The following is a 21,572-nucleotide window of genomic DNA, read 5'->3' on the forward strand; positions in this document are numbered from 1 at the left end:
GCGCGCCGTCACGCGAGCGGACCCGTCCTCGCGGGCTGATCGCCGGGCAGGTCCCCGCGGCCGCGTCGCGTCACCAGGGCCAGCCCCGTCCCGCCGGCCACCAGTGCCGCAGCGGCCAACGCCAGCGCGATGATCTGCACGCCCGACATGCCCGAGGCGTCGTCGACCTCCTGCTCGTCCACGTCGGGGGACTCGCCCCTGGACGGCAGTGGTGGCAACTCGCTCAGCACGGGCAGGTCCGTCACCACGGCCCGGCCGCCCGGTCCCGGGAGCTGGGCGCCCGGTCCCGGCAGCTGGGCCGGGGCCACTGGCGCCCCGCCCAGGACGACCGCAGCGCAGAGCGCGGCGATCATGCTGGCGGGGCGACGGCGGACCATGGATGCCTTCCGAGACGAAGGCCGGGCGGCCTGATATCAGAATAGACCTGATCTTAGGTTCCATTAAGGTCAGGCGCCACGGCGGATCTCAGCGCTGTGCCACGTCCGTCGGTCGGACCGGCTCCGGCAGCGCCGTCTCCCCCATGAGGAAGCGATCCACCGAGGCGGCGGCGGCGCGCCCCTCCGCGATGGCCCACACGATGAGCGACTGCCCGCGGCCCATGTCGCCGGCCACGAACACGCCGTCGACATTGGTCGCGTAGGTGCCGTCACGGTCCACGTTTCCGCGGTCGGTGAAGTCCACCCCCAGGTCGGAACAGAGTCCGGCCTTCTGGGCACCCGTGAAGCCCATCGCCAACAGCACCAGATCCGCCGGGTACTCGAAGTCCGTACCGGGAACGGGCTCGAAGCGCCCGTCCACCATCCTCACCTCGGAACCCTTGAGGGCGGTGACGTGCCCGTTCTCCCCCACGAACTCGGCGGTGGACACGCCGTAGACGCGCTCACCGTTCTCCTCGTGGGCGGAGGCCGTGCGGAACATCAGCGGGTACATCGGCCACGGGGTCGAGGCCGCACGCGTCGCCGGCGGGCGGGGCATGATCTCGAAACTCTTGACCGACCTGGCCCCCTGACGGGTCGCCGTGCCGAGGCAGTCCGCGCCGGTGTCGCCGCCACCGATGATGATGACGTGCTTGTCCCGCGCGTGGATGGCGGGCAACCCGTCGGCATCCACCACCGGGTCGCCGACCGCGGCCTTGTTGGCCAGGGGCAGGTAGTCCATGGCCTGATGGATGCCCTCCAGCTCACGGCCGGGCACGGGCAGGTCCCGCCTCATGGTGGCGCCGCCGCTCAGCACCACCGCGTCGAACTGCTCCCGCAGCTGCGACGCCGTGATGTCCTCGCCGACGTTGACCCCGGAACGGAAGACCGTTCCCTCGGCCTCCATCTGCGCGAGACGCCGGTCGAGGACCGCCTTCTCCATCTTGAACTCGGGGATCCCGTAGCGCATGAGTCCACCGATGCGGTCATCACGCTCGAACACCGTGACGGAGTGTCCGGCGCGCGTGAGCTGCTGCGCGGCGGCCAGACCCGCCGGGCCCGAACCCACGACCGCGACGGTCTGCCCCGTACGGAACGACGGGATCACCGGTGCCATGCCGCCGTCGGCCCACGCGGCCTCGGCGATCTCCACCTCGATCTGCTTGATCGTCACGGGCGGCTGGTTGATCCCCAGGACGCAGGAGCCCTCACACGGCGCGGGGCAGAGCCGGCCGGTGAACTCAGGGAAGTTGTTGGTCGCGTGCAGACGGTCGACCGCCGCGTCCCACTTCCCGCGGTGCACCAGGTCATTCCACTCGGGAATGATGTTGCCCAGCGGACACCCCTGGTGGCAGAACGGCACACCGCAGCTCATGCAGCGGGAGGCCTGGGTCTTCAGGTGATCCTCCGGGAGGGTCGTCGACTCGTAGACCTCCTTCCAGTCCATGATGCGCAGGTCGACGGGGCGGCGTTCGGGCAGCTCCCGCTCTGTGTGCTTGAGAAAGCCCTTCGGGTCAGCCATTTGCGGCCTCCATGATCGCCTCGTCCACGTTGCGTCCGTCCTTCTCCGCCTGCTCGATGGCCAGCAGCACGCGCTTGTAGTCGCGCGGCATGACCTTGGCGAAATGATTCACGTTCTGGGCCCAACCACCGAGGATCTCCCGGCCCCGGGCCGAATCGGTCTCCTCCACGTGCCGCTCCACGATGCCGCGGAGGAATTCCACGTCCTCGCTGGTCAGCTCGTCGGTGTCGACGAGCTCCACGTTGAGGTTCTCGGGCAGGACGCCCTGCGGGTCGTAGAAGTAGGCGACGCCACCGGACATGCCGGCCGCGACGTTGCGTCCCGTCTCCCCCAGCACGACGACGCGTCCACCCGTCATGTACTCACAGGCGTGGTCGCCCACGCCCTCCACCACCGCGGTGACGCCCGAGTTGCGCACGCAGAAGCGCTCGCCCACGATGCCGCGGAGGAATACCTCGCCGGCGGTGGCGCCGTAGCAGATCACGTTGCCGGCGATGATGTTGTTCTCGGCCGCGAAATCGGGGGCGGCGTCCTCCGCCGGGCGGACGACGATGCGTCCCCCGGACAGTCCCTTGCCCACGTAGTCGTTGGCGTCACCGAACACCCGCACGGTCACGCCGGAGGCGAGGAACGCCCCGAGCGAGTTGCCGGCGGACCCCGTGAAGCTCAGGTCGATCGATCCCTCCGGGAGCCCGGCACCACCGTGCGCCTTGGAGATCTCGTGGCTGAGCATGGTGCCCACCGAGCGGTTCACGTTGCAGATCGGGTAGCTGCCCGCGAACGGCCCCGTCGCGGGATCAGCGATCACGGAGCGGCTGTCCTCGATGAGCCGGCGGTCGATGACGCCCTCGAGCTTGTGGTCCTGCGACTTGGTGTTCCGCAGGTCCTGGTGCATGAACGGGGACTCCGCCTGGGCGAAGATCGGCGCCAGGTCGAGCTTGGCGACCCGCTTGTTGTGGGCGAACGCCCGCGACTTGTCGAGGCATTCGGAGTGTCCGATCGCCTCGTCCAGCGAACGGAACCCGAGCTCGGCGAGGTACTCGCGCACCTCCTCGGCGATGAACTCCATGAAGTTCACCACGTACTCGGCCTTGCCGTTGAACCGCTCGCGCAGGATCGGGTTCTGGGTGGCGACACCGACGGGGCAGGTGTCGAGATGGCACACGCGCATCATCACGCAGCCGGCCACGACGAGCGGAGCCGTCGCGAATCCGAACTCCTCGCCGCCGAGCAGCGCCGCGACGATGACGTCGCGCCCGGTCTTGAGCTGCCCGTCGACCTGGACGACGATCCGATCCCGCAGGCCGTTGACCAGCAGGGTCTGCTGGGTCTCGGCGAGACCCAGCTCCCACGGGCCGCCCGCATGCTTGAGCGAGGTCAGCGGAGACGCGCCGGTGCCACCGTCGTGGCCGGAGATGAGCACCACGTCGGCGTGCGTCTTGGACACACCCGTCGCGACGGTGCCCACACCCTGCTCGGCCACGAGCTTGACGTGGATCCGGGCCTCGGGGTTGGCGTTCTTCAGATCGTAGATGAGCTGCGCCAGGTCCTCGATCGAGTAGATGTCGTGGTGCGGCGGCGGCGAGATCAGCCCGACGCCCGGGGTCGAGCCACGAACCTCGGCGACCCACGGGTAGACCTTCCCCGGCGGGAGCTGGCCGCCCTCGCCCGGCTTGGCGCCCTGGGCCATCTTGATCTGGATATCGGTGCAGTTGGCCAGGTAGTTGCTGGTCACACCGAACCGGCCTGAGGCCACCTGCTTGATGGCCGACCGGCGCCAGTCACCGTTGGGGTCGGGGCTGAAGCGGTCGATCGACTCGCCGCCCTCGCCCGAGTTGGACCGGGCGTGGAGACGGTTCATGGCGATCGCCAGCGTCTCGTGGGCCTCGGCCGAGATGGAGCCGTAGCTCATCGCGCCCGTGGAGAACCGCTTGACGATCTCCGAGACGGGCTCGACCTCCTCGATCGGCACCGGGGGACGGGTCCCCTTCAGCTCGAACAGGCCGCGGAGGGTGGCCAGACGTTCCGACTGGTCGTCGACGAGCTGGGTGTACTCCTTGAAGATCTCGTAGCGACCGGAGCGCGTGGAGTGCTGGAGCTTGAACACCGTGTCCGGGTTGAACAGGTGGTACTCGCCTTCCCGGCGCCACTGGTACTCCCCGCCGATCTCGAGCTCGCGGTGCGCGGCCTCCTCCGGCCGCGGCAGGAACGCGAAGCGGTGGCGACGGGCCACGTCCTCGGCGATCTCGTCGAGCCCGATGCCGTCGATGGGGCTGATCGAGCCGGTGAAGTACTCGTCGCACAACTCCTGCGAGAGCCCCGTGATGTCGAAGAGCTGCGCACCCGTGTACGAGGCCAGGGTCGAGATGCCCATCTTGGACATCACCTTGAGCACGCCCTTCGCGGCGGCCTTGCGGTAATTGGCGCAGGCCGCGGGGGTGTCCACCCCGGTGAGGTGACCGGTCTTGACGAGCTCGTCGATGGACTCGAACGCCATGTACGGGTTGATCGCCTCGGCGCCGTACCCAAAGAGGACCGCCATGTGGTGGACCTCGCGGGCGTCTCCGGATTCGACCACGAGGCTGACCCGGGTACGGGTCTTCTCGCGGACGAGGTGGTGGTGCACGGCCGAGGTGAGGAGCAGCGACGGAATCGGCGCGTTGCGCTCATCCGACTCACGATCCGACAGCACGATGATCGTGGCACCATCCTCGATGGCGTGGGAGATCTCGCGACGGATCCGTTCCAGGGCGATGCGCAGGCCGCGGCCGCCGTGAGCGACGTTGTACAGGCCGCGGACGACCACCGATCGCAGACCGGGACGGGTCTCGCCGGCCGCCATCAGCGTCGACAGCTCGTCGTTGCCGAGGATCGGGTTGTCCAGGCGGATCTGGCGGCACGACTCCGGGCCCGGGTGGATGAGATCGCCCTCGGGGCCGAGCGTCACACCGTAGCTGGTGACGAGCTCCTCGCGGATCGCGTCCAGCGGCGGGTTGGTGACCTGGGCGAAGCGCTGCGCGAAGTAGTCGAACAGCATCCGTGAGCGCTCCGACAGGACCGGCAGCGGCGTGTCGGTGCCCATCGATCCGATCGCCTCCGCACCCGCCCCGGCCATCGGCGAGACGAGGATCCGGAGCTCCTCCTCGGTGAATCCGAAGACCCGCTGCCTCAGCACGACACGCTCGTGCGGCATGTACGGGTGGTCGACCTGCGGGAGATCCCCGAGTCGGACCATGCCCTCGTCGAGCCACTGCTGGTACGGGTGCTCGGCGGCCAGCTCGGTCTTGATCTCCTCGTCGTCGATGATCCGCCCCTGGGCGGTATCGACCAGAAACATCCGGCCCGGGCGCAGGCGGGTCTTGGTGACGACCTTGTCCTGGGGGATGTCGAGGACGCCGACCTCGGAGGCCATGACGACGAGCCCGTCGTCGGTGACCCAGATCCGGGACGGGCGCAGACCGTTGCGGTCGAGCACGGCGCCGATCACGGTGCCGTCGGTGAACGTGATCGACGCCGGTCCGTCCCATGCCTCCATGAGGGAGGCGTGGTACTCGTAGAACGTCCGCTTGGCCGGGTCCATCGTCTCGTGGCGCTCCCACGCCTCGGGGACCATCATCAGCACGGCGTGGGGCAGGGTGCGCCCTGCCAGCGTCAACAGTTCCAGCGCCTCGTCGAAGCGCGCGGTGTCGGAGCCGCCCGGGGTGCAGATGGGCAGTGCCGCCGACAGGTCCTCGATGTGCTCGCTGGACATGAGTGACTCGCGGGCCCGCATCCAGTTCTCGTTACCGCGGGCGGTGTTGATCTCACCGTTGTGGGCGACGTAGCGGAAGGGGTGGGCCAGCGGCCATGCCGGGAACGTGTTGGTGGAGAAGCGGGAGTGGACGATGCCCAGGGCGGACTCCACACGCTCGTCCTGGAGATCCAGGTAGAACTCCGGGAGCTGCTTCTCGGTGAGCATGCCCTTGTAGACGAAGGTGCGAGGGCTCAGGGACGGGAAGTACACGGTCTCCGAGCCGAGGTCACCCTTGCCCGGCCCCTTGGAGCCCAGCTCGTGCTCGCAGCGCTTGCGCACGACGAAGCACTTGCGCTCGAGGTCCAGCTCGGTGAGCAGCGCCCCTCCGGGGCCGGCGGCCTTGACGAAGATCTGGTGGATGCTGGGCTGCGCGTCGCGTGAGATCGCGCCGACCGTGGAGTCGTCGACCGGTACCTCACGCCACCCGATCACGGACACGCCCTGTTCGGCGGCGATCCGCTCCACCATCCGCATGGCGTCCATCGCGAGCATGCGGGACTGGGGGAGAAAACAAAGGCCGGTGGCATATGCACCGGCCTCAGGCAGTTCTACGTTCTGCTCCTCACGCATCACTTCGCGGAGGAACAAGTCCGGTACCTGGATCAACAAGCCCGTGCCGTCACCGGTGTTGGCCTCGGCGCCAACGGCGCCGCGGTGCTCGAGGTTCACCAGTGCGGCGATCGCCTTCTCGACGATGTCCCGGGACTTGCGTCCGTACATATCCACAACGAACGCGACGCCACACGAGTCGTGTTCGTATTCAGGGCGGTACAGGCTCTTGGGGCCGGGAGTCGTCATCATGTATTCGCCTTCGCTTGTCGACGGGCGGACTCCGTGGTGTCTGGAGCACCCGTACTCAGAGGACCGAAGTGCTCTGGCTCGGAAATAATATGGGCAGAAGGGGCGCAGCACACAAATCGGGAAAGTCAAACTGTGGCCCCTGACATGGGAAGCTGAGTCCACCTTGTGAGATTTCTCTCAGGGTACGCGCCTCACGCCCTCCCGAGATGGCGGAAGGCCCGCCCCGGGCGAATGCTCCCGGGGCGGGCCTTCTCTCAGATAACTCACCGAATGAACGGCATTGGTGGCAACGTGACACCGTCCGGCAGCGCCACTTCGTAGTCACCCAGCGAGCCGGTCATCACGATGGCGGCATTGACGCCCACCGCGGCGCCTCCGACTCCGGCGACACCCGGTTCGCCTCCACGCCCGTTGGGCGTCGAGGGCCCGGGCGCAACCGGCGGCGCGGCGACCGCCGGCGCTGCCGCGACCGGAGCGGGGAGGCCCGGCAGCGGCGGAAGCGCGATCCCCATGTCCGCGCCCACCTGCAGGATCATCGGTGCAGCAGCCACGGAACCGCCGATGAGCGCGACAGGCAGCAGCAGCGGCAGTGACCCCGCAGCCGATCCTGCGGACCCGAGTGGGGCCAGCGACGCCGTGAGGGACCCGAGGGGAGCGAGGGAGCCGGTGGCCGATCCCGGTTCGAGAGATCCCATCGGCAGGGAGCCCTCAGACGAGCCTTCCTCCAGCGACCCTTCATCGGACCCGGCCGACAACGGTGCGAGGGAACCCCCGTCGAGGGAGCCCTCCAACGACCCGTCGAGCGAACCCTCCCCCGTCCCGTTGCCCGAACCGGCATCAGAACCGGACGACAACGGCGCCAGGGACCCCTCCACCGACCCGTCCTCCGAACCCATGTCATCCGACCCGCCACCGGAACCCGCCGACAACGGCCCCAGCGATCCTCCCACCGATGCGAGAGGCAGGGAGCCCAGAGCAAGGGACCCGGGCGCGAGTGAACCGAGGTCGACCGACCCCTCCCCGGGCTCGTTGTCCGACCCGCCCTCAGAACCGGCCGACAACGGCGCGAGCGAACCCGCATCCAGCGACCCCTCCAACGACCCGTCACCCGAACCCAGATCATCCGACCCGCCCTCAGAACCGGCTGACAGCGGCGCCAGCGAGCCATCACCCGCCTCGGAACCGGACGATCCGAGCGCCAGGAGCAGAGTCACGGCCACGAGCGATCCGCCCTCGGCGGAACCGGGGTCCAACGACCCGTCGTCCGAGCCGGCATCCGAGCCCGCCGACAACGGCGCCAGGGAACCCGCATCCAGGGACCCCTCCTCCAGCGACCCTTCGTCAGAGCCCACGTCATCCGACCCGGCATCGGACCCCGCGGACAACGGCTGCAGCGAGGCTGGGTCCAGGGAGCCGGGGTCCAGCGAACCGGGGTCGAGCGATCCCGGGTTGAGCGATCCGGTGTCCGGGGACGACCCCGACGGCACGGAGCCGGGGTCCAGCGAACCGGGCCCCGAGAGATCATCCGAGCCGGTATCGGAACCGGCGGACAGCGGCTCCAGCGAGCCGGGATCCAGCGAGCCGCTCGGTATGCCTCCGTCGAGCGATCCGCCCTCACCCGACCCGGCCGAACCGAGCAGCAGTTCGAGGTTCAGACCGAGCTCGCCGTTGAGCGACCCGGTCTGGGCACCTGCGATCGCCGGCGAACCGGCGGCAGCGAGCAGCGCTGCGCTGGTGAGCGCCGCCGCCCTCAGATGTCGTGCGCGTTTCGAAGACATAGTCGATCCTTCTCTCGGTGTCCCTTGCTTCTGCCGGAGGATGCAGCGGATCGCCTGCACCGATCCCCTTACCTGACCTAAACATCGCGTAAACTCAGAATACTGTTACCTAGATCACATTACTACCGGTGAAACGACATATATTTGACCTCGTCAGCGGCCTGCGGCCACCTACGCTCGATGGGTGACCACTGCGCCCCACACCCTGTCGTCCCCGGTCCCGCCGCTTCGCCGCATGGCGGACGGCACGGTCAAGCAGACCAATCCGTTCACCGGCACCGAGGTGTGGACCGTGCCCGGTCGGGCGCACCGGCCCATCGACCACTCCCCCGGGCGGGTCACCGCGGTGGACCCGTCCGCCGCGGAGGCGCACTGCCCGTTCTGTGTGACCCGGCTGCGCGAGACCACCCCGGAGAAGGCGCGCGTAATCCGCGACGGCGACACCTGGCGGGTGCTCGAGGAGGTGTCCGCCGACGAGCTCGATGCCACGACCCCGGAGTTCCGGCTGTTCGGCAATCTCTTCGAGATCGTCTCACTGGACTACTGGAAGGCCGTGCACGGTTACCGCATCCCGGCCCGCGCGGCCGCCCACCAGTCCGCGTATCTCGCGACCCCGTCCGGCGCCGAGCACGTCCGCGCGCTGGTCCGCGCCCGCATCGCCGCAGCGCAGGGCGACCCGTCGGCCGTGGATGCCATGGGCCCGGCCGAACTGGCCACGCACTCGGAGAGCTTCTTCGGCGGCTGTCACGACGTGGTGGTGGCACGCCGTCATCTCACCGACGGCGCCACCGCCAGCGACCGCCACGCCGCGTCGGGCGACCTGACCCCCGCCGAGCACGAGCAGTTCACCGCCTTCACGGTCCGCGCGATGCGAGGCCTGTACCGCGACAACGCACACGCGCGGTACGTGTCGGTGTTCCAGAACTGGCTCGCGCCCGCGGGCGCCTCGTTCGCGCACCTGCACAAACAGCTGGTGGCGATCGACGAGATCCCCGCCAAGACCGCCCGCGAGGCGGCCGCGCTGGGCGGCGACACCGACCTCTACAACCGGCTCGGTGTGGACCACGCCGCGGCCGAGGGGTTGGTGCTGGCGGAAAACGAGCACGCGGTCGCGGTGGTGGGCGTGGGGCACCGCTACCCCGCGCTGGTGGTCTACTCGCGGTCGGCGGCGAGCGCGCCGTGGGAGCATTCGGCGGCCGAGCTGCGCGGCGTCTCGGATCTGCTGCACGCCTGCCACGCGGCGACGGGTCGGCTGGTGCCGTGTAACGAGGAGTGGCACACCCGCCCGCCTGAACGGGGTGTCGCGGCCATGCCGTGGCGGATCGTGCTGAAGTGGCGCATCTCGACACCCGCCGGTTTCGAGGGCGCGACCGGCGTCTACGTCAACACGATCGACCCGTGGGGCTTGCGTGACCGGGTGGTACCGCGCCTGGCAGAGCTCCGCGCGCAGGGCCGGATCGCCCACATGGCGGTGGGCACCGAGTGCGGGGACGTGCGGGGGGCACTTCGGTACGGGCGGTGAGGACGACGACGACGACGAGGTGGTGGCCACGCCCGGCCGGCGGGAGGGCGGGTCAGTGGCCGCGGACGCCGAGGCCGCGGACGCGGCCGGAGGCGCGTGAGACGACACGCGTGTGGATGACGCCCCGCGCGGGGGCGGCGGTGGCCTCACGGATGCCCGGGACGGAGGCCGGGATCACCACCGGCGCGGCGAGACCCGCGTCGAGCAGCATCGCGGTGGGCGTCTCCTCCGAGCCGCCGTTGATGCTGCAACACAGTTGATAGGCGTCCTCGTCCCGCCAGATATTGACCCAGTGGACGTCGAGTCCCTCACGGGCGGCCCGGCGACGCAGCGCCGACGAATAAGGGCACCCCGGCCTCCACAGCACCACCACGGCGCGACCCGCGTCGGCGACGGACCGCACGGTCTGGAGTGGCTCGTGACCGGAGGCGCGCAGCGGGGAGTTCCACAGGGCCAGCACCAGTGCCGCGACGAGCACCACGGCCGCCAACGGCGCGCCGTGTCCGAACCCGATGAGCGTCCACGCCGTGGCACACCCGAGCGCCAGAACGGCTGCGGGGCCGAGCCAGTGGCCGGGGACGAGCTCCCGCCCGGCCCGTGCGAAGGGATGGGTCACGCCGATGACCATACGCCCCGCGGTTCGGGGCGTGGGGCCCGCTTCGCCAGAATTGTGACCTGACAACGAGTCTGGTGCCGCCCGACCGGTTGCGCGGTAGCGTCGGCCCCATGACGGATCCGCCGCCGCCCACTGCGTCCCGCACATCGGCCACCCGCAAGGTCCGGGACCTCACCGGACCCGGGATCACCACGGTCTTCGGGATGGAAGGGACGGATCTGGGCATCCTGACCCGGACCCCGTCCGGGCGCCTGCTCGCGGTGTTCGGCGACACCTTCGCCGGCGCCGGGATGGGCGCCCCCCATGTGGGGCGTCCGCACCCGGGTATCGAGCAGTGTGCCCCCACCACGGATGAGCGTCCCGGACCCGGAAACCCGGACTGGCGCTCCCCCGCCGGATTGTTCTCCGACACCGTCGACCTGTCCGAGGGGCTCGAGTGGACGGACGCCGCCGGCCCGGGCCCGCGGGACTACGCCGCCCAGCTGATCGACTATGTGCACGGCCGCGGTTGCTCGACCGTCCTCCCGAGCGACGTGCTCACCATCGGAGACACCATGTACCTGCACGTCATGGTCAACGACGGCCTGGGCACCGTCACCCGCACCCGGATCCACCGGTCGACCGACGACGGCCGGACCTGGGAGCCCACGGGGGCGGAGTTCTCGCCCCTCCTCGAGGGCGGCCATCGCCAACTCTGGACGTGGGAGCTCGGCGGGGACGGGTTCGTCTACGTCCTGTCCACAGGGTTCCAACGGGACAAGGGCGTCATCCTCATGCGGGTGCGTGAGGAGCACCTCGCGGATCCCGACCTCCGCAGGTGGCAGACCTGGGGCTTCCGGAAGGGCGCCTGGGGCTGGGGCAATCCCACGACCATCGTGCTGCCCGGCCGGATCGGCGAGATGTACCTGCGTCGGTGCGAGGACTTCTGGACCCTCACCTACTTCGATGCCGAGCACTACCGCATCGACTGTCTGACGTTCCCGCACATCGGGGCCGACCTGCTCGACCGCTCGGTCACCACGCACACCACGCTCCTGCACGGGAGTGCGTGGGGCGACGAGTCGGACGGTTCCGACCCCGGGGCCGGGCCCGCGCGGGTCGCCCAGCTCTACTGCGGCTGCCCGGTGCCGGGATCCACGCCGGAGGAGTGGCACTTCGTGGTGAGCCAGTGGAACACCCACGACTCGGCCGCCGGGCCCGCCGGGTGGCCGTACCGGTCCATGCAGTTCGTCGGCTCGATCCCGCGCCCGCCGCGCGGCTGAGCCAGGATCGCGGCTCAACCAGGGGCCCGGCGGACCAGGGGCCCTGGCGGCTCACGCCCAGGGCAGTGGCCCCAGCTCGCGTTCGGCCCACCGGTGCACGGCGGCGTGGTCGCGCACGTCGAGCCCGGCGGTGTCCACCTCTATCGCATCCGGCCACGGCGGCGTCGCCACCAGCTGGGAGTCCAGGACCTCCACCGTGGCCTCGGACGGGTCGGCGCCCACGGCCGCCCGCGCGGTGATCCGCCGAACCAGCTCGTCGCGGGGCGCGGTGCACGCGATCTCCACCAGCTCGGCGTGCGCGTCCACGGCCACGGTCTCGGCCTCCGCGCGGCGCCGTGGCTCCAGCCAGGTGGCGTCCAGCACCACCGTTCGCCCCTGCGCGAGCAGCCCGGCGGCGCGGGCGAGCATCTCCGCGTAGACCGCGTCGATCGCCGCGTCCGAATACCGGTCGGCGGCGGCGCCCGCGATCTCCCCGCGGACCACGTCGGAACGCAGCAGGTCCGCCGACAGCGCCTCTGCCAGCGGCGCGGCCAGCGTGGACTTACCGGACCCGGACACCCCGCCCACCAGCACCAGACGGACACGGCACCGCAGCAGTGAGTCGACCGCCCGGTCCGCCAACACCAGCGCCCGGCGGGCCTCGCCGCCGGCGGCCCCGTCGTCGGCCTGCTCGGCGCGGATGGCGGTCACCTTGGAGCGGACCAGGGCACGGTAGGCGATGTAGTGGTGGACCAGCGAGGGCGGCGCGTCATCGCCGGAGAAGTCGCGGTAGGCCTCGAGGAGGACGACGGCGAGGTCCCGCGCCCCCGCGGCGTCGAGATCCATCGCCAGGAATGCGATGTCCAGCATCGCGTCGCCGAACCGGAGCCGGTCGTCGAACTCGAGGCAGTCGATCACCCGCGGTCCGTCGTCGGTGAGGTAGACGTCGGCGGCGAGGAGGTCCCCGTGGCCGTCGACGACCCGGCCGGCCGCCACGCGGGACCGCAGCAGCGGGGCCCGCCCCCGCAGGTAGCCCGACGCCAGGGCCGCGATGTCGTCGACGATCTCCGGGGCGTCCCTACCCACGTCGAGTCCGCGCAGGTGGTCGAGGGACTCCGCCCACAACCGCGCCACCGCGGCGGGGGAGCCCGCGGCGTCGATCTCCTCCGAGCGGGGGCTGGCGGCGTGGAGGTGGTCGATCTGCCGGGCCACCTCGCGGATGCCGGCCACGATGTCCGGATCGCCGTCCCCGGTCGAGCCCTCCTGCCGCGACCGCACCAGCGCGGCGAGGCTCCGGTGCGCGGGGAGGCGACGCATCCGCACGACGTGATCGATCACCTCGCCGTCGGGGCCCCTCACCTCCAGCACGCCGGTGTAGACGTCCGGGGCCAGTCGACTGTTGAGCTCGACCTCACGGCGGCTCTGCTCCGCCCGCGCCTCGACGGTGGTGTTGTCGAGGAAGCCGAGATCCAGTGGCTTGCGCACTTTGTGAGCCTGGTCACCCCAGAGGATGATGAGCGCACTGTGGGTCTCCACGAGGCCCGGAGGGCCCGGCGTCGCGGGATCGGATGCTCCGGACACGGTCATGGACCCAGCCTAGGCAGGCACGACGCCGCCCGTGGCGCCTCCGACGGACCCGCCCGACCCCCCGGGGACACGCGAGTGACCGGAGTGTTACATCAACGCGCCCTCACGATTCGGACCCCTTGCGCTCTCGCAGGCCGCTTGTAGGGTCGCTGACGCACCTCGCTTCCGACCGGGGTGCCCGCGATGAGAGACATCGGGGTCGATGTAGATCGGAGACGTGCTCTATGACGAACACTCACCGGAAGACCACCAACCGCACCACCGCGAAGATCGCCGCCGTCGGCGCGTTCGGACTCGGTGCCGCCATCGCGTTCCCGGGCCTGGCCGCCGCGCAGACCGAGGCCCCCACCGACCCCACCGCCAGCCTCGAGGACCTCGCAGGTGACAGCGGCAGCCTCGCCGACATCACGGGCGAGGACGGCAGCCTCGAGGGCGCCCTGGGCACCGACCTCAACCTCGACTTGGGCAGCCTGGCGTTCAACCTCAACCTCGATGCCGAGACCCCCAACCCGGGCTCCGTCGAGCTGGGTAGCCTCGGCGTCTCGCCGAACACCGGCAGCGCGCTGATCGACGGCAACTCCGGTTCCGCCGAGGACGAGACCGAGACCGCGACCGGGTCGGCCACCGGCTCCGCCGACGAGGATGCGACCGACGCCGACGCCGACAGCGGCTCGCTGGGCAGCAGCGACGAGACCACCGATGACACCGACGGCGTCGCGACCGCCGCGGTCGTCGAGGAGGCCCCGGCCACCAGCGGTTCGCTCGGCTCGGGTGACGAGACCACCGATGAGCCCCCCGTCGATGAGACCGCCGCCGAGACCGGGTCGCTGAGCGGGTCGCTCGCCGGCCTGAGCTCCGGCGCCGAGGACGACACCACCACCGGCGCCACCGTCGACGCCGACGCCGAGGTCGAGGCCGACGCCGGGCTGAACTTCGGCTCGCTGGGCTGATAACCCCCGCGTCCACGACGCGCCTTCCCGGCCCGGGATCGTGCCCCTCCCCCTCACGATCCCGGGCCGTCGTGTGTCCGCCGACACTCATGGGGGATGATGCAGGTGTGACGATCGTCGTGGCCTGCGGGGCCTTCAAGGGCTCCCTCACCGCTGTCGAGGCGTGCCACCACGCGGCCGAGGGCGCCCGTCGGGCGCACCCCGACACCGATGTCCTGGAACGCCCGGTCGCCGACGGCGGGGGCGGCAGTCTCGAGGTGATGGTCGCCGGCGGCGCCCGCACCGTGCCCGTCACGGCATCGGGGCCCACCGGTGAGCCGGTCGAGACCTCGTTCGCCGCCATCGACCCCGACACCGCGTTCGTGGAGATGGCGGACGCCTGCGGCCTGCTGCGACTGCCCGGCGGCGAGGCCCGCCCCCTGGAGGCGTCCAGCCGCGGGGTCGGCGAGGTGATGCTGGCCGCGCTGCGATCCGGCCGCGGCAACATCCACCTGGGCATCGGCGGCAGCGCGTCCACCGACGGCGGCGCCGGGATGCTCGCCGCTCTCGGTGCGCGTTTCCTGGACTCCTCCGGCACGGAGCTGCCCGACGGCGGCGGCGCGCTGGTCAACCTCGACCGGATCGACCTCGACGGCCTCGACCCGGCCGTCCGCGCCGCCCGCATCCTCGTCGCCTGCGACGTGGACAACCCGCTGCTCGGTCCGCTGGGCGCGGCCCGCGTCTACGGCCCGCAGAAGGGCGCGATCCCGGACCAACTCGACGAGCTCGAGGCCGGCCTGACCCGCCTGGTGCGGGTCCTGCGAGCGCAGGGACTCGACGTCGACCCGGATGCGCCCGGCTCCGGCGCGGCCGGCGGGGTCGGCTTCATCGCCCGTGAGCTGCTCGGCGCCTCCCTCGACCCGGGGTTCGAGGTGCTCGGCACCCTCACCGGTCTCGAGGACGTCCTGTCCGCCGCCGACCTGGTGATCACGGGCGAGGGCCGACTCGACGACCAGACCATGCACGGCAAGACCCCGATGGGAGTGGCGGCCCTGTGCCGGTCCCACGCCGTCCCGGTGGTCGCGGTGTGTGGCCGCCTGGATCTGGGGGCCGACCGGGTCGCCGAGGCCGGGTTCGCGGCGGCGGCCGCACTCACCGAACGGGAACCCGACCTGGCCCGTTCCATCGCCAACGCGGGCCCGCTGCTCGAGGAGGTCGCCGCCGAGGTCGTCTCCCGCATCCTGCCCTGAGGCGGCGTTGTCACCAGCGGTGCGGTCAGCCGATACGCCGGCGCAGTTCGTCCACTCCCCCGCCGGACAGCTCGTCGAGGAACACCGGCCGGCCCGCCATGGCCATCACCAGCGCCAGCGTCGGCCCCTCTACCTCCGGACCTGCGCCGGCCTCGAACGGCCCGTCGGTCGCCCGTAGGCGCAGTCCCTTCACGAGCCTCGCACTGTTCACCGCGAAGTCCTGCGACGCATAGAACCGCGCGACCCCGGTCAGGGGATCGACGGGGTAGGCGCGGGTCAGGCCGAGGGGCCGGCGGATGTCCTCCGCGTGCACGATCGTCTCGCCGAGCCACGCCGCGGGGTCCCCGAAGGGTGACACGCGGAGCGACGACGAGTCGACGAAGTTCTCCAGCGTCCCGCCGGGGCTGTCGCGGAGCTGCTCCCGCATCCTCCGCCGGTTGTGCTTGTCGGTGTCGAACCCCGCACCCACGATGCTGCGGACCCACCGGACCCGGCCCGTCCGGGCGACCGCCGTCAGATGGGCGAGGACCTTCTCCACGCTCCACCGGGTGCACAGCGACCCGGTGCGCCACTCCGCGTCGCGCAATGCCCCCAGCTCGTCGGCCAGGGCCGCGCGTTCCACGTGGATCGCCGCCCACAGTCGGTCCCGGTCGGCACGGGTGCGGCCCATGAGAACTCCTCCGTCGCGGTTGGGGTGGTCTCATCGAACCACGCGGCCCCGCCCGGCGGTGTGGTCCATGATGGAACCGTCCCCGCCCCCGACTGGAGGTCGACATGCGCAAGTGGCTCCTCGGCGCGCCCCTGGCCGCCCTGGCCGCGGTCGCGGCCACGGACCTGCGGCAGACCAGGTTCCCGATCCTGCGGACGTTCCCCGTCCTCGGACACGCCCGCATGGCGCTGACCGCCATCGGACCCGAGCTGCGGCAGTACATCGTCGCCAGCAACGACGAGGAACGGCCGTTCACCCGGGATCAGCGCGACTGGATCTACGAGTCCGCCGAGTCCCGGGGGACCACGTTCGGGTTCGGTACGGACAACGATATCGAGTTCCTCGAGGGCTACCCGATCATCAAACAGCGCACCTTCAGTGACGTCACCCTGTCCGCGCTCCCCCATTCCGGACAGCAGCTCCCGCTCCCGCCCGCCAAGGTGCTCGGCGCCGCCCGCGGCCGGGCCCGCGCGTTCCGGCCGGACTCTTTGGTCAACATCTCGGCGATGAGCTACGGCTCGCTCTCCGCGCCCGCGGTCGAGGCTCTGGGTCGGGGTGCCGCCCTCTCGGGAGCCCTCCACAACACGGGTGAGGGCGGCCTGAGCCCCTACCACCAGAACGGCGCGGACCTCATCTTCCAGATCGGCACCGCCTACTTCGGGGTCCGCGACGACCGGGGACGGTTCGACATCGACAAGCTGGTCGCGCTCACCGAGAAGCACCCGATCCGGGCGATCGAGATCAAGCTCTCCCAGGGCGCCAAACCCGGCCTGGGCGGGCTCCTCCCCGCCGCCAAGATCAGCGAGGAGATCGCTGCGATCCGCGGGATCCCGATGGGTGAGGACTGCGCGAGCCCCTCCCGGCATACCGCGTTCAGCGACGTCGACTCGATGCTCGACCTCGTCGAGGACATCGCCGACCGCACCGGCCTGCCCGTCGGCATCAAGTCGGCCATCGGCGACATGACCTTCTGGGAGGAACTCGCCACCGCGATGCTCCCGCGCGACCGCGGCGTCGACTTCATCACGATCGACGGCGGGGAGGGCGGCACCGGCGCCGGTCCGCTCGTGTTCACCGACGCGGTGTCCCTGCCCTTCCGCCTCGGCTTCCCGCGCGTGTACTCGATCTTCGCCGAAGCGAGACTCACCGATGACGTCGTGTTCATCGGCGCCGGCAAGCTCGGCATCCCGGAGAACGCCGTGGTCGCGCTCGCACTGGGCGTGGACATGATCAACGTCGCGCGGGAGGCCATGCTGTCAGTGGGGTGCATCCAGGCGCAGAAGTGCCACACCGGCGGCTGCCCCACCGGTGTCGCCACGCAGAACCCGTGGCTGGTGCGCGGGGTGGAGCCCACCGCGATGGCCGAACGCTGCTCCAATTACATCCGGTCGCTACGACGCGAGCTCGTCAAGGTCGCGGGCGCCGTCGGCGTCCCCCACCCCGGCCTGATCGGGCCCACCGATGTCGAACTCGCCCGCGGCACCCGGGACTCGCACACGCTCGCCGAGATCTACGGTTACGGCGACGGCTGGGGGCTGCCCGGGCCGGACGACGCGCGGGCAGTCACCGAGATCATGGTCGCCGCCGGCGTCGCCGAGCACACCGCGGCGATCACCCCGCCGGGCGTCGAACCGGACTAGTCGCCCCCGGCGGCCCCCGCGCGCAGCAGGCCCAGCTCGCGATTGAGGTTGGCGTGGGCCTGCTTCTCCCACATGTCGCGACCCGCGCGGGTGAGGAACACGGACCTGCGCTCGAGCAGTCCCTCGAGCGCGGCGATCCGCCCGGCGACGAACCTCTCGCCCGGGACGTGGGCGAACTCGTGCCGCACGTCCGCGGCGTAGGTATCGTAGGTCTCCGGGTCGGCACCCAGCACGGCCAGATCGGCGTCCGAGAGGACGGCCCCGTCGAGGTCTCCGGGCTCGATCCGGTGCCCGCCCATGAGGCGGACGAGGCGCGCGACCTCCTCGACGGGCGCGGCCGGGTCGAGCAGTTCCTCGGCCAGCGCCGCCGACTTCTCGTTGTTCTCCGCGCCCGCGGGGTCGAACACCGCGGCGTGCAGCCACGCGGCCAGCCGGACCGCCGTGGCGTCGAAGGTCTCCCCGTCCGCCTCGAGCGCGTCCACGGCCCGGAGCACGGCCCGCAGGTGCGTCTCGTTGTGGTACCGCCGCTGTGGCTCGTTCCAGCGTCTCAGCAGGTCAGCCCGCAGCTCGGGGGTGAGGAACCCGACGGGGGCGTCGAGCGGGTCAGCGGAGGCCGTGCGATCCGTGTCCATGGTCGGACTCTACCGCCGAAACCCCGCTGATCCGCGCCGGATCGGGTTACTCCTCCAGCTCCGAGCCCAGCCTCGGCGGGAACTCCTCGAGTGCGGCGAGCTCGGCGGTGTCGAACGTTCGGGCCCTGGACAGGAACCGCTTGCCGGTGGGGTTCTCGAGGCTGAACCCCGAGCCGCGTCCCGGGATCGCGTCCAGCACCAACTGCGTGTGTTTCCACGTCTCGAACTGGGAGCCCGAGATCCACACGCGGACCCCGGGTGCCAGGTCCAGCTCCCCCACCAACACGTCGCGCTGCCCCACACGGAACTCACCGTCGGGATAGCACATGGGCGCCGAGCCGTCGCAGCACCCGCCGGACTGGTGGAACATCACCGGGCCGTGCCGGCCGACGAGCTCGCGGATGAGCTCGACGGCCGGCTCGGTCGCCACGAGGCGCGGCGGTAGGTCGGCGGGCGCGCCCTCCGGGGGGAGCGCCCGCGCGGCGATGCGCACGCTCCCGCCCGAGGGCAACCCGCACACGTCGTCCATCAGAAGAAGCCCTGCGGCTTGCCCGAGTAGCTCACGAGCAGGCACTTGGTCTGCTGGTAGTGGTCGAGCATCATGCGGTGGTTCTCGCGGCCGATGCCGGACTGCTTGTAGCCGCCGAACGCCGCGTGCGCCGGGTACTGGTGGTAGGTGTTGGTCCACACGCGGCCGGCCTGGATGGTGCGGCCGGCCCGGTAGGCGGTGGTGCCGTTGCGCGACCACACACCGGCACCGAGTCCGTAGAGGGTGTCGTTGGCGATGGTCATGGCGTCGTCGAAGTCGGTGAACGAGCTCAGGGACAGGACCGGCCCGAAGATCTCCTCCTGGAACAGCCGCATCTTGTTGTGACCGCGGAAGACGGTCGGCTGCACGTAGTAGCCACCCGCCAGGTCACCGTCGAGCTCCGCCCGGGCGCCGCCGGTGAGCACGTCCGCGCCCTCCTGCTTGCCGATGTCGATGTAGGACAGGATCTTCTCCAGCTGATCGCCCGAGGCCTGCGCGCCCAGCATGGTGTCGGTGTCGAGCGGGTTGCCCTGGGTGATTTTGTTGGTGCGCTCGATCGCGAGTTCGGTGAACTCGTCGAAGACCGACTTCTGCACCAGCGCGCGCGAGGGGCACGTGCACACCTCGCCCTGGTTGAGGCCGAACATCGCGAACCCCTCGAGTGCGGCCTGCCGGAAGTCGTCGTCGGCGTCCATGACGTCGGCGAAGAAGATGTTGGGGCTCTTGCCGCCCAGCTCGAGGGTCACCGGGATGAGGTTCTCGGAGGCGTACTGCATGATCAGCCGCCCGGTGGTGGTCTCGCCGGTGAAGGCGACCTTGCGGATCCTCGGGTTGGAGGCCAGGGGCTTGCCCGCCTCGGCGCCGAAGCCGTTGACCACGTTGAGCACGCCGGGCGGGATGAGGTCACCGATCACCGACAGCAGGAACAGGATCGACGCCGGGGTCTGCTCGGCCGGCTTGAGCACCACGCAGTTGCCCGCGGCCAGTGCCGGGGCGAGCTTCCACACCGCCATGAGGACCGGGAAGTTCCACGGGATGATCTGGCCGACCACGCCGAGCGGCTCGTGGAAGTGGTACGCCACCGTGTCCTCGTCGATCTGTGAGATCCCGCCCTCCTGCGCGCGGATACACCCGGCGAAGTAGCGGAAGTGATCGATCGCCAGCGGGATGTCGGCCGCCAGACACTCGCGGATCGGCTTGCCGTTGTCCCACGATTCGGCCAGGGCGATGGCCTCGAGGTTCTCCTCCATGCGGTCGGCGATCCGGAGCAGGACCAGCGAGCGCTCGGCGGCGGAGGTGGCGTTCCAGGCCGGGGCGGCGGCCCACGCGGCGTCCAGGGCCGCCTCGATGTCCTCGGAGGTGCCGCGGCCGACCTCGCAGAAGACCTGACCGGTGATCGGGGTGACGTTCTCGAAGTACTCGCCCTTGACGGGTGCCACCCACTCGCCGCCGATGTAGTGCTCGTAGCGGCTCTCGTAGGACATCACCGAACCATCGGCGCCGGGCTGTGCGAAAACGGGCATCGTGCCCCTCCTTCTCCTCCGCGCGACCCCCGTGGTCGTCGCTGTGATGTAGGACACTATCCGCGGCGGGGTTGCAGCAACGTTGCACGACGGACGATTCCGTCCGACTCCGTGCGGGCACTGCCCGACCGGACAGGCCCCACCCGTTCGACCTGCCGGAATCCACCGCATCCCCTCGCCGCGGACGTCCCGACCGCCCTACCGTCAGCCCCCATGGAGACCACCGCGAGACCCGGGGCGACCCGAGAGATTTCCGCGATCCGGGGCGGACCGGGCCGACGCTTCGGGGCGTTCACCGTCGTGGCCGACGCCCATCGGGTACGGATCGGGCACGACCTCAGCCACGACGAGGTGAGCGAGGCGGTGATCCCGGCCATGTCCCGAGACCTGCTCGACACCGGGGTCCTCCACACCGTGGACGAGTTCCACCGGGCCGTGACCGCGCTCGTGACCTCCCGGGACGGGAGCTGGCAGGAGTGCTGGTCCGACTACTACCGGTCCTCGATCGCAGCACTGACAAACGGCCACTGCCCGTTCTCCCCGGTCCACGACCGGGCGGTGGCGGAGTTGGTCGGCGACTCGGCGCTGGAGATCGGGTGTTGCTTCGGGTTCCTGTCCCTGCGGCTCTCACGGGAGGGGGCCGGGACCATCGCGGCAGATCTGGACCCCACCGTCCTCAAGCTGCTCCGGACCTGCGCACCGGCCGGTGACACCCTGCCGACCCCCGTCTGTCTCGACGCGCGGACGACTCCCTTGGCGACGGACACCGCGGACACCGTCTACCTCGTCCACGTCCTCGAGCACCTCGACGAGGACGCCGGCTGGGACATGGTCCGCGAAGCCCTCCGTCTGGCGCGACGCCGTCTGGTGATCGCCGTCCCCTTCGAGGCGGTGGCGGTGGCACAGTACGGGCATGTCCGGACCTTCGACATCCCCACACTGACGAGCCTGGCCGCCCGGATCGCGACGGTCGGACACGGCCGGTCGGCCGGTATCCGGACGAGGGTCGACGAACACCACGGGGGATGGCTCGTGGTGGACACGTGAGTCCTCTCGCCACCCGCCCTACTCCAGCCCCGCTCGC

General features: G+C 70.7%; 16 protein-coding genes. 6 read left to right on the top strand and 10 right to left on the bottom strand.

Translation table 11 applies throughout. The annotated features are described in order from the left end of the window. Nucleotides 1–8 precede the first annotated feature (8 nt). The 4 genes from CK206_RS09670 to CK206_RS09685 form a co-directional block, all read right to left on the bottom strand. Nucleotides 9–377, bottom strand: a complete 369-nt coding sequence (locus CK206_RS09670; RefSeq protein WP_096906260.1) for a hypothetical protein — start codon at nucleotides 375–377, stop codon at nucleotides 9–11. A gap of 88 nt (nucleotides 378–465) precedes the next feature. Further along, nucleotides 466–1,938: a glutamate synthase subunit beta gene (locus CK206_RS09675; RefSeq protein ID WP_067714930.1), complete on the bottom strand. Its 1,473-nt coding sequence runs from the start codon at nucleotides 1,936–1,938 to the stop codon at nucleotides 466–468. Continuing rightward, complete coding sequence (gene gltB, locus CK206_RS09680) at nucleotides 1,931–6,532, bottom strand: glutamate synthase large subunit (protein WP_067714933.1); 4,602 nt, start codon at nucleotides 6,530–6,532, stop codon at nucleotides 1,931–1,933. Before gltB ends, CK206_RS09675 begins: the two co-directional genes overlap by 8 nt. A 263-nt stretch (nucleotides 6,533–6,795) precedes the next feature. Next, nucleotides 6,796–8,310: a hypothetical protein gene (locus CK206_RS09685; RefSeq protein WP_096906261.1), complete on the bottom strand. Its 1,515-nt coding sequence runs from the start codon at nucleotides 8,308–8,310 to the stop codon at nucleotides 6,796–6,798. A gap of 235 nt (nucleotides 8,311–8,545) precedes the next feature. On the opposite strand from CK206_RS09685, the gene CK206_RS09690 reads away from it, so the two are divergent. Further along, nucleotides 8,546–9,832, top strand: coding sequence for a DUF4921 family protein (locus tag CK206_RS09690; RefSeq protein WP_069389257.1), 1,287 nt, complete (start codon nucleotides 8,546–8,548; stop codon nucleotides 9,830–9,832). Between the two features lie 52 nt (nucleotides 9,833–9,884). Here CK206_RS09690 and CK206_RS09695 read toward each other — a convergent pair whose 3' ends face one another. Beyond that, on the bottom strand, nucleotides 9,885–10,448 hold the full coding sequence (locus CK206_RS09695) for a hypothetical protein (protein ID WP_227022115.1): 564 nt from the start codon (nucleotides 10,446–10,448) through the stop codon (nucleotides 9,885–9,887). Nucleotides 10,449–10,558: 110 nt separating this feature from the next. Here CK206_RS09695 and CK206_RS09700 point away from each other — a divergent pair, with 110 nt between their 5' ends. Continuing rightward, complete coding sequence (locus tag CK206_RS09700) at nucleotides 10,559–11,710, top strand: DUF4185 domain-containing protein (RefSeq protein WP_069389262.1); 1,152 nt, start codon at nucleotides 10,559–10,561, stop codon at nucleotides 11,708–11,710. A 51-nt stretch (nucleotides 11,711–11,761) separates the two neighbouring features. On the opposite strand, the gene CK206_RS09705 is transcribed toward CK206_RS09700, so the two are convergent. After that, nucleotides 11,762–13,276: an AAA family ATPase gene (locus tag CK206_RS09705; protein WP_067714942.1), complete on the bottom strand. Its 1,515-nt coding sequence runs from the start codon at nucleotides 13,274–13,276 to the stop codon at nucleotides 11,762–11,764. A gap of 224 nt (nucleotides 13,277–13,500) precedes the next feature. Here CK206_RS09705 and CK206_RS09710 point away from each other — a divergent pair, with 224 nt between their 5' ends. Continuing rightward, entirely contained in the window at nucleotides 13,501–14,226 is a 726-nt protein-coding gene (locus CK206_RS09710) for a hypothetical protein (RefSeq protein ID WP_096906262.1), read from the top strand. 107 nt (nucleotides 14,227–14,333) lie between these two features. Continuing rightward, on the top strand, nucleotides 14,334–15,455 hold the full coding sequence (locus CK206_RS09715) for a glycerate kinase (protein WP_096906263.1): 1,122 nt from the start codon (nucleotides 14,334–14,336) through the stop codon (nucleotides 15,453–15,455). 25 nt (nucleotides 15,456–15,480) lie between these two features. Here the strand turns inward: CK206_RS09715 and CK206_RS09720 are convergent, their stop codons facing one another. Further along, complete coding sequence (locus CK206_RS09720; RefSeq protein ID WP_067714949.1) at nucleotides 15,481–16,125, bottom strand: maleylpyruvate isomerase family mycothiol-dependent enzyme; 645 nt, start codon at nucleotides 16,123–16,125, stop codon at nucleotides 15,481–15,483. A 104-nt stretch (nucleotides 16,126–16,229) separates the two neighbouring features. Here CK206_RS09720 and CK206_RS09725 point away from each other — a divergent pair, with 104 nt between their 5' ends. Further along, nucleotides 16,230–17,804, top strand: a complete 1,575-nt coding sequence (locus CK206_RS09725) for an FMN-binding glutamate synthase family protein (protein ID WP_096906264.1) — start codon at nucleotides 16,230–16,232, stop codon at nucleotides 17,802–17,804. Here CK206_RS09725 and CK206_RS09730 read toward each other — a convergent pair. Genes CK206_RS09730 through CK206_RS09740 form a run of 3 tightly spaced genes read right to left on the bottom strand, consistent with a single transcriptional unit; the run spans nucleotide 17,801 to nucleotide 20,488 of the window. Continuing rightward, nucleotides 17,801–18,436, bottom strand: a complete 636-nt coding sequence (locus tag CK206_RS09730) for a hypothetical protein (RefSeq protein ID WP_096906265.1) — start codon at nucleotides 18,434–18,436, stop codon at nucleotides 17,801–17,803. The two genes, CK206_RS09725 and CK206_RS09730, sit on opposite strands and share 4 nt — an antisense overlap. Nucleotides 18,437–18,482: 46 nt before the next feature. Further along, nucleotides 18,483–18,965, bottom strand: coding sequence for a DUF779 domain-containing protein (locus CK206_RS09735; RefSeq protein ID WP_194307384.1), 483 nt, complete (start codon nucleotides 18,963–18,965; stop codon nucleotides 18,483–18,485). Next, nucleotides 18,965–20,488: an aldehyde dehydrogenase family protein gene (locus tag CK206_RS09740; protein ID WP_067714957.1), complete on the bottom strand. Its 1,524-nt coding sequence runs from the start codon at nucleotides 20,486–20,488 to the stop codon at nucleotides 18,965–18,967. Before CK206_RS09740 ends, CK206_RS09735 begins: the two co-directional genes overlap by 1 nt. Nucleotides 20,489–20,701: 213 nt before the next feature. On the opposite strand from CK206_RS09740, the gene mftM reads away from it, so the two are divergent. After that, nucleotides 20,702–21,535 (top strand): mycofactocin oligosaccharide methyltransferase MftM, encoded by an 834-nt coding sequence (gene mftM, locus CK206_RS09745; protein ID WP_082923826.1) that lies wholly within the window; start codon nucleotides 20,702–20,704, stop codon nucleotides 21,533–21,535. Nucleotides 21,536–21,572 lie beyond the last annotated feature (37 nt).

This window comes from Dietzia sp. WMMA184, assembly GCF_002441635.1.
In the GTDB taxonomy this organism is placed as follows: domain Bacteria; phylum Actinomycetota; class Actinomycetes; order Mycobacteriales; family Mycobacteriaceae; genus Dietzia; species Dietzia kunjamensis.